Genomic DNA, 12,841 nt, shown 5'->3' with positions numbered 1-12,841 from the left:
CCATAAAGATCCACAGCACCGCCAAACTCTGTGGGAGCCGGCTTGCCGGCGATGGGCTGCGCAGCAGCCCTAATCGACAAGCTGCGTGAACTCAAAGCCCAATGAGCCCTCTGATCTGCCACACGAGTCTCTTTGCTCGCTAGCCCGTCACTCTCCCTGTAAACTGCGGGGGTTTTTCTCCCCCTTTCCTTTTCGGAGCCATACATGTCCCGCGTTACCCTGAGTCGCTATCTGATTGAGCAGACCCGCAGCAACAATACCCCTGCCGATCTGCGCTTCCTGATCGAAGTGGTGGCGCGTGCGTGCAAGGAGATCAGTCACCACGTGTCCAAGGGCGCCCTGGGCGGCGTGCTGGGCAGCATGGGCACCGAGAACGTGCAGGGCGAGGTGCAGAAGAAGCTCGACGTGATTTCCAACGACATCCTGCTCGAAGCCAACGAGTGGGGCGGTCACCTGGCCGGCATGGCCTCCGAAGAGATGGACAATGCCTACCAGATCCCGGGCAAGTACCCCAAGGGCGCCTACCTGCTGGTCTTTGACCCGCTGGACGGCTCGTCGAACATCGACGTCAACGTCTCGGTCGGCACCATCTTCTCGGTGCTGCGTTGCCCGAACGAATACCTGAGCCAGAACGAAACCCTGAACGAGAATGCATTCCTGCAGCCAGGCACCCAGCAGGTCGCCGCCGGTTACGCCATCTACGGCCCGCAGACCATGCTGATCCTGACCCTGGGCAACGGCGTCAAGGGCTTCACCCTGGACCGCGAGCTGGGCAGCTTCGTCCTGACCCACGAAAACATCCAGGTACCGGCCACCACCGCCGAGTTCGCCATCAACATGTCCAACCAGCGCCACTGGGAAGCCCCGGTGCAACGCTACGTGGGCGAGCTGCTGGCCGGCGAGACCGGGCCGCTGAAAAAGAACTACAACATGCGCTGGATCGCCTCCATGGTGGCCGACGTGCATCGCATCCTGACCCGTGGCGGCCTGTTCATGTACCCACGCGATGCCCGCGAGCCGAGCAAGCCGGGCAAGCTGCGCCTGATGTACGAAGCCAACCCGATGTCGTTCATCATCGAACAGGCAGGCGGCGCCTCCACCAACGGTTACGAGCGTATCCTCGACATCAAGCCGGAGAGCCTGCACCAGCGCGTGTCGGTGATCCTCGGCTCGAAGGAAGAGGTCGAGCGCGTCACCGCCTACCACAAGGAGTAAGTCATGCTCGCACCTTGGCAGCCGTTGCTGGAGTGGTGGTTCGGTTGGGGCACAAGTGCCCAGGCCGTGGCTGACGAGAAGAACACGCTGTGGTTCGGCAAGCATCACGACGTCGATGCCCAGGCGCTGTTTGGCGACCTGGTCGAGCAAGCCCTGGCGGGCGGGCTCGACGAGTGGCAGCAGAGCCCCCAGGGCTGGCTCGGTCTGCTGCTGCTGCTGGATCAGCTGCCGCGCATGATCTATCGCGACACGCCGCGTGCCTTCGAGGGTGACCGGCGTGCCCAGGTAGTGGCGATGCAGGGGTTGCAGAAGGGCTGGGACTACCAGCTGCTGCCGATCCAGCGGGTGTTCGTGCTATTGGTGCTGGAGCATGCCGAGGTGCTGGACTGGCAAAACCTGTGCGTCGAGCGTTACCAGACTTTGCTGGACGAGCAGCCCGAGGCCAGCCGTCGGTTGTTTGAAGGCTTCCTCGACTATGCCGAGCAGCACCAGCGGGTGATCGCCCGCTTCGGGCGCTTCCCGCACCGCAACCTGGTGCTGAACCGCCCGAGCACCAGTGAAGAGATGGACTTCCTGCTGGAGCCTGGGTCCAGGTTCTAGGCCAGTGGGGCTGCTTTGCAGCCCTATCGCTGGCAAGCCAGCTCCCATAGGATAAGCGCTGCATTCGGGTCTGGCGCTATCCCTGTGGGAGCTGGCTTGCCAGCGATGGGCCGCGAAGCGGCCCCAGCCATCTCAGATCTTGAAACTCCCCACCAGATGCTTCAACCGCTCGACCTGATGCTCCAGGTCGGTGCAGGCACGCAAGGTGCTCTGCAGGTTCTGCACCCCTTCCTGATTCAGCGTATTGATCTCGGTGATGTCGACATTGATCGACTCGACCACGGCCGTTTGCTCTTCCGTGGCGGTGGCCACCGACTGGTTCATGCCGTCGATCTCGCCGATGCGCTGGGTGACACTGCCCAGGCGTTCGCCGGCCTGGTTGGCGATGCCGACACTGCGGTCGCTGTGTTGCTGGCTCTGGTTCATGGTGCTCACGGCCACCTGGGCCCCGGCCTGCAGCTCCTCGATCAGGCGCTGCACCTGCTGTGCCGAGTCCTGGGTGCGGTGTGCCAGGTTGCGCACCTCGTCGGCCACCACCGCGAAACCACGCCCGGCTTCGCCGGCACGGGCCGCCTCGATGGCCGCGTTGAGCGCCAACAGGTTGGTCTGCTGCGAAATGCCGCTGATCACATCGAGGATCTGGCCGATGTTGGCCGTGTGGTTGTTCAGCGTTTCGATGTTGCCGCTGGCATCACTGATGCGCGCCGACAACTGATTCATCACGTCGATGGTTTCGCCCACCACCTGCTGGCCCTCTTCAGCCAGGCCGCGGGCGGCGCTGGAGTGCTGCGAGGCGAGGGCGGCGTTCTGGGCGATCTCCTGGGCGGCGGCGCCGAGCTGGTTGATCGCCGCGGCGACACTGCTGGTGCGGCTGGACTGCTGGTCGGCGTTGTGGATCGAGGCATTCGAGGCGCTGACCACCTGACCGGCCACGGCATTCACCTGGCCGGTGGCCGAGGCCACTTCGCGGATCGATTCGTGGATCCGCTCGACGAAGCGGTTGAACGACTGCGCCAGACTGCCGAACTCGTCCTGGGCGTGGATGGCCAGGCGCCGGGTCAGGTCGCCTTCGCCCTCGGCGATGTCGCGCATGGCGCGGCCCATGACGTGCAGCGGTTCCATCAGCACGCGGATCAGCAAGCCGAGCAGGGCGATGATCACCACCACCGCGATCAGTGTCGCCACCACGGCCGAAGTGCGCAGCTCGCCGAGCATGGCGAAGGCCGCGTCCTGGTCCAGCACCAGCGCCACGTACCAGTCCGCCGAGGGCACGCCATCGACGTGGGTGAAGCTGATGAACTGTTTGCGACCCTCGACCTCCACTTCCTTCAGCCCGCTGCCGATGCGCAGGTTACTGCCAGGGTAGACTTCCGCCAGGGGCTTGAGCGCCAGTTCGCCCTTGGGGTGGATGAGCACCTTGCCCTCGCCGTTGACGATGAAGGCGTGCCCGTGGCCGCCGAAGTCCAGGGTGTTGATCAGGTTGCTGATGGTCTGCAGATCGGTGTCGACACCGCTGACGCCGATCATGCGCCCGCCCTGTTGCACCGGAGTGGCCAGGGTAATGACCAGCTTGCCGGCCGATGCCGAGATGTACGGTTCGGTGACGATGGTCTGGCCCGCGGTGCTGGCCGCCTTGTACCAGCCGCGCACGCGCGGGTCGTAGTCGGCGGCGCGGTTGCCCACCGGCACCGACTGCATGCTGCCGTCCTGGCCGCCGAAGTAGGTGAGGATGAAGTTGCTACCGTACACCGGCAGCGCCAGGATGCGCTCGAGGCTGCTCTTGGCGGGACCGTCGACGGCAATCTGCTGTGCCACCGAGTTCACCAGCTGGATGCGGCTGTCGAGCCAGGTGCGGATGTTGCCGGCGGTGAGGTTGCCCAGCGATTGCAGCGTCGACTCGGTGTCGCTACGCAGCGACTGACGCTGTCGGTAGTCGTTGAACAGGACGAAGCAAGTGAAGGCGACGGCCACCACCAGGGCGGCGGCCAGCAGGATCTTGTGGCTGAACTTGAGGTTCTTGGTCATTTTTCTTGGAATCTGCGCACGGGCACGAAGGGGAGGGGTGCGGCAAAAAGCCACACCACCGCTTTATGTCGACGCGCAGGGATAAAACATTAATCGTTTGCGCGCCAGGCGACCAACGGTGCACAACGAAACCTCGTCGCCCAGGGAACCGAGGAGCCTTTTTCCCTTCTAAGCTCCCTGCAGGCCCTCGCGCCTGTGTATCCATCTCCAGGAGTGTCCCTTCATGTCGTTGCGTTCCCTCGCCCTGTTGTCCTTGTGCGTCGTCCTGACCGCTTGCAGCAAGATCAACCAGGAAAACTATTCCAAGCTCAAGGCCGGCATGAACAAGGCCGAAGTCGAGCAGTTGCTCGGCACGCCCAAGGAGTGTTCCGGCGCGCTGGGCATGAGCAGCTGCACCTGGGGTGACGAGAAGAGCTTCATCAGCGTGCAGTACGCGGCGGACAAGGTCCTGATGTATTCCGGGCAGGGCCTCAAATGAGGCACCTGCACCTGCTGCTGGGCGTGTGCCTGGTGATGCTGCTCGGTGGCTGCGCCACCTCGGCCACCGACCCGCTGGCGCCGAAGACCGCAGGTGCGGTCGACCTCAAGCGTTACCAAGGCAAATGGTTCGAGCTGGCGCGCCTGCCAATGAAGTACCAGGACGGTTGCGCCCAGTCCGAGGCCCATTACAACCTCAAGCCCGATGGCACGGTCGGCGTGCTGAACCGTTGCCGTACCCTGGGTGATGAATGGCTGCGTGCCGAGGGCCATGCGACGCCGCAGCAGGCGGGGCATACCGACAAGCTGTGGGTGGAGTTCGACAATTGGTTCACCCGCCTGGTGCCCGGGGTGGCCAAGGGGGACTACTGGATCCTGTTCGTCGACGAGCGCTATCGCACGGCGATTGTCGGCAGCCCGGACCGCAAGTACCTGTGGATTCTTTCGCGTACGCCTTCGTTGCCGGCGTGGGAGCGTGAAAACCTGCTGGCCAAGGCGCGGCAGCAGGGCTTTGATACCAGTCGCCTGATCTGGCGCACGCCCGACAAGAGCATCGTCGCCCGGCATTGAGGACGCCATCGCGGGGCAAACCCACTCCCCACACTACCCGGGGGGGGCGGGCCCCGCGATGTTTCGACTGTCAGTCCAGCAACTGACGCAGCACTTGTACAAAGGCTGCCGCGCTTTCCTCCTCCTGTGCATGCCGCCCTTGGCGCACAACCCACTGCCCGTTGACCATCACATCGCGCACCTGGCGATCAGAGCCCGCGAACAACCAGCGGTTGAGAATGGCATCGCCGTCGGCCACGGCCAGATACGGATCCTGCCCGTCCAGTACCAGCCAGTCCGCCCGCTTGCCCACGGCCAGTTCGCCGATCGGCTGCCCCAGCGCCTGGGCACCGCCCAGCAGCGCGGCGTCGTACAAGGTTCGACCAACCATCGGCTGATCGGCGCGGTACAGGCGATTGCGCCGCTGGTCACGCAGGCGCTGGCCATACTCCAGCCAGCGCAGTTCCTCGACCACGCTCAAAGACACATGGCTGTCCGAGCCGATACCCATCCGCCCGCCCTGGGCCAAATAGTCCACCGCCGGGAAGATGCCGTCACCCAGGTTCGCCTCGGTGGTCAGGCACAATCCGGCCACCGCGCCACTGCGGGCCATGGCGGCAACTTCGTCGGCTTCGGCGTGGGTGGCATGGACCAGGCACCAGCGCTGATCGACATCGACCTGCTCGTACAGCCATTGCAGTGGACGGCGGCCGCTCCAGGCCAGGCAGTCATCGACTTCCTTCTGTTGCTCGGCAATGTGGATATGGATCGGGCAGGTCCTGTCGCCCGCACCGAGCACATCGGCGATCTGCCCTGGTGTCACGGCGCGTAGCGAGTGGAAGCACAACCCCAGGGTCTGCGCCGGCTGTTGTGCCAGCAATGGCGCTAGTTGCTGTTGCAGGCGCAGGTACTGTTCGGTTGAGTTGATGAAACGCCGTTGGCCGTCATTGGGCGCCTGGCCGCCAAACCCGGCGTGGCTGTACAGGACCGGCAGCAAGGTCAGGCCGATGCCGCTGGCGGCGGCGGCGGCGCTGATGCGCCGTGACAATTCGGCAGGGTCGGCATAGGCCTGGCCGTTCTGGTCATGGTGTACATAGTGGAACTCGGCCACCGAGGTGTAGCCGGCCTTGAGCATCTCGATATACAACTGGCGCGCGATGACCTGCAGTTGCTCCGGCGTGATCCGGCCGACCAGGCGGTACATCAGTTCGCGCCAGGTCCAGAAGCTGTCATTGGGATTGCCGGCCACTTCCGCCAGCCCTGCCATGGCCCGCTGGAACGCATGCGAGTGCAGGTTGGGCATGCCTGGCAACAGCGGGCCGCCCAGGCGCTCGGCGCCTTTGGCGTCGGCATCGGTCATGATCGCGGCCAGCCGACCGTCGGCAGCGACCTCCAGGCGGACATTGCGGGCCCAGCCCGAAGGGAGCAGGGCGCGTTCGGCGAAGTAGGCGGGCATCGGTGAAATCCTGTTATTGTTAACTTGTATATACATATACAGCCGTTTGCCTGCCGGGTAAACTCCGGCAAGCTACCGTTCACTCCAACCGCACAAGGATTCAACGCCGTGCCGACACTTCCTGTCTCCGCGCTGGTTGCCCAGATGGGCGAAGGGCCGGCGCCGCTCTACGCCCGGGTGAAACAGATGATCATCCAGCAGATCGAGAGCGGCAACTGGCCGCCTCATCACCGCGTGCCATCGGAAAGCGAACTGGTCAGCGAGCTGGGCTTCAGCCGCATGACCATCAACCGCGCCCTGCGCGAACTCACCGCCGAAGGCCTGCTGGTGCGCATGCAGGGCGTCGGCACTTTCGTCGCCGAGCCCAAGAGCCGCTCGGCGCTGTTCGAGGTCAACAACATCGCCGACGAGATCGCCGGCCGTGGCCACCAGCATAGCTGCCAGGTGATAAAGCTTGCCGAAGAGGCCGCCGGCTCCGAGCGCGCCCTGGCCCTGGACATGCGCGAAGGGCAGCGGGTGTTCCACTCGCTGATCGTGCATTACGAAAATGGCGTGCCGGTGCAGATCGAGGACCGCTACGTCAACGCCGCCATCGCTCCGGATTACCTCAAGCAGGATTTCACCCGGCAGACGCCCTACGCCTACCTGTCGCAGGTGGCGCCGCTCACTGAAGGCGAGCACGTGGTCGAGGCGATCCTTGCCGAACCTGAAGAATGCAAGCTGCTGCAGATCGAGCGGGGCGAGCCGTGCCTGTTGATCCGCCGTCGCACCTGGTCGGGGCGCCAGCCGGTCACCGCTGCGCGCCTGATCCACCCCGGTTCCCGTCACCGTCTGGAAGGACGATTCAGCAAATGACCCAGTTGCAGCTGTTGCGTGCCCAGGACTACCCGCGCATGCCCTGGAAGAACGGTGGCGGTTTCACCGAAGAGATCACCCGCGACGCAGGCGACAGCCTGGACGGTTTCGGCTGGCGCCTGTCGATCGCCGATATCGAGGAGTCCGGTGGTTTTTCCAGCTTCACCGGGTACCAGCGGATCATCACCGTATTGCAGGGCGATGGCATGCGCCTGCTGGTCGATGGCCAGGCCAGCCGGCCGTTGCTGCCGTTCGATGCGTTCGCCTTCAGTGGCGAAAGCCAGGTGAGCTGCAAGCTGTTGGGCGGGGCGATTCGCGATTTCAACCTGATCTATGCGCCGCAGCGGTATCGGGCGCGGTTGCAGTGGTTCGATGGCAGTAGCCGGCTCTTCAGCTCGGCGTCGACGCTGTTGCTGTTTGCCGCCAGCACTCATGTCGAGGTGGGGCTGGCTGGGGAGGAGACGCAGCAGCTTGGGCGCTATGACTGTCTGCGGGTCGATGGCAATGAAGGGTTGCTGGAAATGGATGTACAGGGGCGGTTCTGCCTGATCGAGCTGATTTCACACTGATCTGTCATCGCTGAAAGGGGGCTGCTATGCAGCCCATCGCTGGCAAGCCAGCTCCCACATGGGCCAAGTGAACCCTGTGGGAGCTGGCTTGCCAGCGATGGGACGCGTAGCGGCCCCTTTTTCGTTTTTCATCCGAGGAATGGTCACTCTTTTTTGGTTGCCTATGCTTGTACATACAAGTAAAGGTGTGTTTGTATAGTCACCACGACACACACATGCCGTCGGACGACCGCAGAGGACATCCCCGTGACTGACAACAACAAGTACCGTGACGTAGAAATCCGTGCCCCGCGTGGCAACAAGCTGACCGCCAAGAGCTGGCTGACCGAAGCTCCGCTGCGCATGCTGATGAACAACCTCGACCCGCAGGTTGCCGAAAACCCGAAAGAGCTGGTGGTATACGGTGGCATCGGCCGCGCCGCGCGCAACTGGGAGTGCTACGACAAGATCGTCGAGACCCTGACCCGCCTGGAAGACGACGAAACCCTGCTGGTGCAGTCGGGCAAGCCGGTCGGCGTGTTCAAGACCCACAGCAACGCCCCGCGCGTGCTGATCGCCAACTCCAACCTGGTGCCGCACTGGGCCAACTGGGAACACTTCAACGAACTGGATGCCAAGGGCCTGGCCATGTACGGCCAGATGACCGCCGGCAGCTGGATCTACATCGGCAGCCAGGGCATCGTCCAGGGCACCTACGAAACCTTCGTCGAAGCCGGCCGCCAGCACTACAACGGCAGCCTCAAGGGCAAGTGGGTACTGACCGCGGGCCTGGGCGGCATGGGCGGCGCCCAGCCTCTGGCGGCAACACTTGCCGGCGCCTGCTCGCTGAACATCGAGTGCCAGCAGAGCCGCATCGACTTCCGCCTCGAGACCCGCTACGTCGACGAGCAGGCCACTGACCTGGACGACGCCCTGGCGCGCATCGCCAAGTACACCGCCGAAGGCAAGGCCATCTCCATCGCCCTGCACGGCAACGCCGCCGAAATCCTGCCAGAGCTGGTCAAGCGTGGCGTGCGCCCGGACATGGTCACCGACCAGACTAGCGCCCACGACCCGCTCAACGGCTACCTGCCGGCTGGCTGGACCTGGGAGCAGTACCGCGACCGCGCGCAGACCGACCCGGCTGCTGTGGTGAAAGCCGCCAAGCAATCCATGGCCGTGCACGTCAAGGCCATGCTCGACTTCCAGAAGCAGGGCATCCCGACCTTCGACTACGGCAACAACATTCGTCAGATGGCCAAGGAAGAGGGCGTGGCCAACGCCTTTGACTTCCCGGGCTTCGTCCCGGCGTATATCCGCCCGCTGTTCTGCCGCGGTGTCGGCCCGTTCCGCTGGGCTGCGCTGTCCGGTGACGCCGAGGACATCTACAAGACTGACGCCAAGGTCAAGGAACTGATCCCCGACGACGCCCACCTGCACCGCTGGCTGGACATGGCCCGCGAGCGCATCAGCTTCCAGGGCCTGCCGGCGCGCATCTGCTGGGTTGGCCTGGGCCTGCGCGCCAAGCTGGGCCTGGCATTCAACGAAATGGTGCGCAGCGGCGAGCTGTCGGCGCCGGTCGTCATCGGCCGCGACCACCTGGACTCGGGCTCGGTGTCCAGCCCCAACCGTGAAACCGAAGCCATGCGCGACGGCTCCGACGCTGTCTCCGACTGGCCGCTACTCAACGCCCTGCTCAATACCGCAGGCGGCGCCACCTGGGTTTCGCTGCACCACGGCGGTGGCGTAGGCATGGGCTTCTCCCAGCATTCGGGCATGGTCATCGTCTGCGACGGTACCGATGAAGCCGCCGAGCGTATCGCCCGCGTACTGACCAACGACCCGGGCACCGGCGTGATGCGCCACGCCGACGCCGGCTACCAGATCGCCATCGACTGCGCCAAGGAGCAGGGCCTGGACCTGCCGATGATCACCGGCTGATCGCCGCGCTTTGGATCGCACCCTTCACGGGTGATACTGAACAACAAGAAGGGGGCCATGGCCCCCGCGATTGGAGTAGCGAAGTGACCGAATTGACCCTCAAGCCCGGCACCCTGACCCTGGCCCAACTGCGCGCCGTCCACGCCGCGCCCGTGCGCCTGCAGCTCGATGCCAGCGCCGCGCCCGCCATCGACGCCAGCGTCGCCTGCGTCGAGCAGATCATCGCCGAAGACCGTACCGCCTATGGCATCAACACCGGTTTCGGCCTGCTGGCCTCGACCCGCATCGCCAGCCACGATCTGGAAAACCTGCAGCGCTCGCTGGTGCTGTCGCATGCCGCCGGTATCGGCGCGCCACTGGACGACGACCTGGTGCGGCTGATCATGGTGCTCAAGATCAACAGCCTCAGTCGTGGCTTCTCCGGCATTCGCCGCAAAGTCATCGATGCGCTGATCGGCCTGGTCAACGCCGAAGTCTACCCACACATCCCGCTGAAAGGTTCGGTCGGCGCCTCCGGCGACCTCGCGCCGCTGGCGCACATGTCGCTGGTGCTGCTGGGCGAGGGCAAGGCCCGCTATAAGGGCCAATGGTTGCCGGCCACCGAAGCCCTGGCCGTCGCTGGCCTGGAGCCGCTGACCCTGGCCGCGAAAGAAGGCCTGGCCTTGCTCAACGGTACCCAGGCGTCCACCGCCTACGCCCTGCGTGGCCTGTTCCAGGCCGAAGACCTGTACGCCGCGGCCATCGCCTGTGGCGGCCTGAGCGTCGAGGCGGCGCTGGGTTCGCGCTCGCCGTTCGATGCGCGCATCCATGAAGTGCGCGGTCAGCGTGGCCAGATCGATACCGCCGCCTGCTTCCGCGACCTGCTGGGCGATTCCAGCGAAGTCTCGCTGTCGCACAAAAACTGCGACAAGGTCCAGGACCCGTACTCGCTGCGCTGCCAGCCGCAAGTCATGGGTGCCTGCCTGACCCAGATCCGCCAGGCTGCCGAAGTGCTGGGCATCGAAGCCAACGCTGTGTCGGACAACCCGCTGGTGTTCGCCGCCGAGGGTGACGTGATCTCCGGTGGTAACTTCCACGCCGAGCCGGTGGCCATGGCCGCCGACAACCTGGCCCTGGCCATTGCCGAGATCGGCTCGCTGAGCGAGCGCCGCATCTCGCTGATGATGGACAAACACATGTCCCAGCTGCCGCCGTTCCTGGTGGAAAACGGTGGTGTGAACTCCGGCTTCATGATCGCCCAGGTCACCGCAGCCGCCCTGGCCAGCGAGAACAAGGCACTGTCGCACCCGCACAGCGTCGACAGCCTGCCGACCTCCGCCAACCAGGAAGACCATGTCTCGATGGCCCCGGCCGCCGGCAAGCGCCTGTGGGAGATGGCCGAGAACACCCGTGGCGTGCTGGCCATCGAATGGTTGGGCGCCTGTCAGGGTCTGGACCTGCGCAAGGGGCTGAAGACCTCCGCCAAGCTGGAACAGGCGCGCCAGGCGCTGCGTCGCGAAGTGCCGCACTATGACCGCGACCGTTTCTTCTCGCCGGATATCGAGGCGGCTGCCGCGTTGCTGGCCAAAGGCACGCTGACCGGGCTGCTGCCGGTTGGCGTCCTGCCAAGCCTGTAACGCCCTCGGGGCCGCTTTGCGGCCAATCGCCGGCAAGCCGGCTCCCACAACTGCTTGTGTGGGAGCCGGCTTGCCGGCGATTGGGCTGCGCAGCAGACCCCATCCCGATATCACGACCAGAACAACAATAAGGACGTGACATGCAACAAGCTCAAGGTCTCAAGCGCGGGCTATCGGCCCGGCACATCCGTTTCATGGCGCTCGGTTCGGCAATCGGTACCGGGCTTTTCTACGGTTCGGCCTCGGCCATCCAGATGGCCGGCCCGGCCGTGCTGCTGGCCTACCTGATAGGCGGCGCCGCGGTATTCATGGTCATGCGCGCCCTCGGCGAAATGGCCGTGCACAATCCGGTGTCCGGCTCCTTCGGCCACTACGCCAGCACCTACCTCGGCCCCATGGCCGGCTTCATCCTCGGCTGGACCTACGCCTTCGAGATGGTCATCGTCGCCATCGCCGACGTCACGGCCTTCGGGATCTACATGGGCTTCTGGTTCCCCGAAGTGGCACGCTGGATCTGGGTACTCGGTATCGTCTTCCTGATCGGCGGCCTGAACCTGTGCAACGTACGGGTGTTCGGCGAGATGGAGTTCTGGCTGTCGCTGCTCAAGGTCGGCGCCATCGTCGCGATGATCCTCGCAGGTCTTGGCATCATGGCCTTCGGTTTCAGCCAGGTGGGCACCGGGCAGGCTGTCGGGGTGAGCAACCTGTTCGAACATGGCGGCTTCATGCCCAATGGCGTCAGCGGCTTGATCGCTTCGTTCGCGGTGGTGATGTTCGCCTTTGGCGGCATCGAGATCATCGGCGTCACCGCAGGTGAAGCGAAAGACCCGCAACGCGTGATCCCGAAAGCGATCAACGCCGTGCCGCTGCGCATCCTGCTGTTCTACGTGCTGACCCTGTTCGTGCTGATGTGCCTGTACCCCTGGCCGCAGATCGGCAGCCAGGGTAGCCCGTTCGTGCAGATCTTCAGCAACCTGGGGATTGGCTCGGCAGCGGCGGTGCTGAACATCGTGGTGATTTCGGCAGCCATCTCTGCGATCAACAGCGACATCTTCGGCGCTGGCCGGATGATGTACGGCCTGTCCCAGCACGGCCAGGCGCCGCGTGGCTTTGGCAAGCTATCCAGGCACGGTGTGCCGTGGATGACCGTGGTGGTGATGGGGGCGGCGCTGCTGGTCGGCGTTCTGCTCAACTACCTGATCCCGGAGAACGTGTTCCTGCTGATCGCTTCGATCGCCACCTTCGCCACTGTGTGGGTGTGGCTGATGATTCTGGTCACCCAGGTCGCCATGCGCCGCAGCATGAGCCGCGAGGAAGTCGCCCAGCTCAAGTTCCCGGTACCCTTCTGGCCCTATGGCCCGGCCCTGGCCATTGCCTTCATGGTGTTCATCTTCGGTGTGCTGGGTTACTTCCCGGATACCCAGGCGGCATTGATCGTCGGCGTTATCTGGGTCGTGTTCCTGGTCGCTTCCTACCTGCTGTGGTGCAAGCCGCGCGCAGGCGATGGCGAGCCGGTTCGTGAGCCTGCCGAGCTGCACCGTTGAGTCTTACAAGGAGAT

11 protein-coding genes and 1 pseudogene are annotated in these 12,841 nt (G+C 64.6%); 9 read left to right on the top strand and 3 right to left on the bottom strand.

All coding sequences use genetic code 11. The annotated features are described in order from the left end of the window. Positions 1 to 204: 204 nt before the first annotated feature. Both AC3WL2_RS07240 and AC3WL2_RS07235 read left to right on the top strand, forming a co-directional pair. Positions 205 to 1,215: a class 1 fructose-bisphosphatase gene (locus tag AC3WL2_RS07240; protein WP_038706942.1), complete on the top strand. Its 1,011-nt coding sequence runs from the start codon at positions 205 to 207 to the stop codon at positions 1,213 to 1,215. Positions 1,216 to 1,218: 3 nt separating this feature from the next. Next, positions 1,219 to 1,815, top strand: a complete 597-nt coding sequence (locus AC3WL2_RS07235; RefSeq protein WP_102681744.1) for a DUF924 family protein — start codon at positions 1,219 to 1,221, stop codon at positions 1,813 to 1,815. A gap of 132 nt (positions 1,816 to 1,947) precedes the next feature. Here the strand turns inward: AC3WL2_RS07235 and AC3WL2_RS07230 are convergent, their stop codons facing one another. Next, positions 1,948 to 2,736 (bottom strand): methyl-accepting chemotaxis protein, encoded by a 789-nt coding sequence (locus AC3WL2_RS07230; protein WP_371918092.1) that lies wholly within the window; start codon positions 2,734 to 2,736, stop codon positions 1,948 to 1,950. Between the two features lie 66 nt (positions 2,737 to 2,802). Beyond that, positions 2,803 to 3,840 (bottom strand): annotated as a pseudogene (locus AC3WL2_RS07225) (cache domain-containing protein); the annotation flags it as partial. Between the two features lie 223 nt (positions 3,841 to 4,063). Between AC3WL2_RS07225 and bamE the strand changes: the two are divergent. Together bamE and AC3WL2_RS07215 are read left to right on the top strand one after the other, a co-directional pair. Beyond that, entirely contained in the window at positions 4,064 to 4,318 is a 255-nt protein-coding gene (gene bamE / locus AC3WL2_RS07220; protein ID WP_011536093.1) for an outer membrane protein assembly factor BamE domain-containing protein, read from the top strand. Beyond that, positions 4,315 to 4,887: a lipocalin family protein gene (locus AC3WL2_RS07215; RefSeq protein WP_023631132.1), complete on the top strand. Its 573-nt coding sequence runs from the start codon at positions 4,315 to 4,317 to the stop codon at positions 4,885 to 4,887. Before bamE ends, AC3WL2_RS07215 begins: the two co-directional genes overlap by 4 nt. A 70-nt stretch (positions 4,888 to 4,957) precedes the next feature. Here the strand turns inward: AC3WL2_RS07215 and AC3WL2_RS07210 are convergent, their stop codons facing one another. Continuing rightward, positions 4,958 to 6,322 carry a formimidoylglutamate deiminase gene (locus AC3WL2_RS07210; RefSeq protein WP_102681742.1) on the bottom strand — a complete coding sequence of 455 codons (1,365 nt, stop codon included), beginning with the start codon at positions 6,320 to 6,322 and terminating at the stop codon, positions 4,958 to 4,960. Positions 6,323 to 6,466: 144 nt separating this feature from the next. Here AC3WL2_RS07210 and hutC point away from each other — a divergent pair, with 144 nt between their 5' ends. From hutC to AC3WL2_RS07185, 5 genes are all read left to right on the top strand, one after another. Continuing rightward, a complete protein-coding gene (hutC, locus tag AC3WL2_RS07205) occupies positions 6,467 to 7,177 on the top strand; it encodes a histidine utilization transcriptional repressor HutC (protein WP_173862408.1) in 711 nt (236 codons plus the stop codon). Beyond that, on the top strand, positions 7,174 to 7,746 hold the full coding sequence (locus AC3WL2_RS07200; RefSeq protein WP_102681740.1) for a HutD/Ves family protein: 573 nt from the start codon (positions 7,174 to 7,176) through the stop codon (positions 7,744 to 7,746). Before hutC ends, AC3WL2_RS07200 begins: the two co-directional genes overlap by 4 nt. Positions 7,747 to 7,992: 246 nt before the next feature. Continuing rightward, a complete protein-coding gene (gene hutU, locus AC3WL2_RS07195) occupies positions 7,993 to 9,666 on the top strand; it encodes a urocanate hydratase (protein ID WP_011536088.1) in 1,674 nt (557 codons plus the stop codon). An 83-nt stretch (positions 9,667 to 9,749) separates the two neighbouring features. Then, positions 9,750 to 11,282: a histidine ammonia-lyase gene (gene hutH, locus AC3WL2_RS07190; protein ID WP_102681739.1), complete on the top strand. Its 1,533-nt coding sequence runs from the start codon at positions 9,750 to 9,752 to the stop codon at positions 11,280 to 11,282. Positions 11,283 to 11,422: 140 nt separating this feature from the next. Next, positions 11,423 to 12,826, top strand: a complete 1,404-nt coding sequence (locus tag AC3WL2_RS07185; RefSeq protein ID WP_102681738.1) for an amino acid permease — start codon at positions 11,423 to 11,425, stop codon at positions 12,824 to 12,826. The last annotated feature ends 15 nt before the right edge of the window (positions 12,827 to 12,841 follow it).

The organism is Pseudomonas sp. FW305-96, assembly GCF_058783825.1.
Note: the sequence above shows the minus strand (reverse complement) of the source record. Positions and strands in the feature narration are given on the sequence as shown.

Excerpts from the sequence above, each read along its gene's own strand:
- AC3WL2_RS07240 (WP_038706942.1), top strand. The coding sequence starts at position 205 with ATGTCCCGCGTTACCCTGAGTCGCTATCTGATTGAGCAGACCCGCAGC.
- AC3WL2_RS07235 (WP_102681744.1), top strand. The coding sequence starts at position 1,219 with ATGCTCGCACCTTGGCAGCCGTTGCTGGAGTGGTGGTTCGGTTGGGGC.
- bamE (WP_011536093.1), top strand. The coding sequence starts at position 4,064 with ATGTCGTTGCGTTCCCTCGCCCTGTTGTCCTTGTGCGTCGTCCTGACC.
- AC3WL2_RS07215 (WP_023631132.1), top strand. The coding sequence starts at position 4,315 with ATGAGGCACCTGCACCTGCTGCTGGGCGTGTGCCTGGTGATGCTGCTC.
- AC3WL2_RS07210 (WP_102681742.1), bottom strand. The coding sequence starts at position 6,322 with ATGCCCGCCTACTTCGCCGAACGCGCCCTGCTCCCTTCGGGCTGGGCC.
- hutC (WP_173862408.1), top strand. The coding sequence starts at position 6,467 with ATGGGCGAAGGGCCGGCGCCGCTCTACGCCCGGGTGAAACAGATGATC.
- AC3WL2_RS07200 (WP_102681740.1), top strand. The coding sequence starts at position 7,174 with ATGACCCAGTTGCAGCTGTTGCGTGCCCAGGACTACCCGCGCATGCCC.
- AC3WL2_RS07185 (WP_102681738.1), top strand. The coding sequence starts at position 11,423 with ATGCAACAAGCTCAAGGTCTCAAGCGCGGGCTATCGGCCCGGCACATC.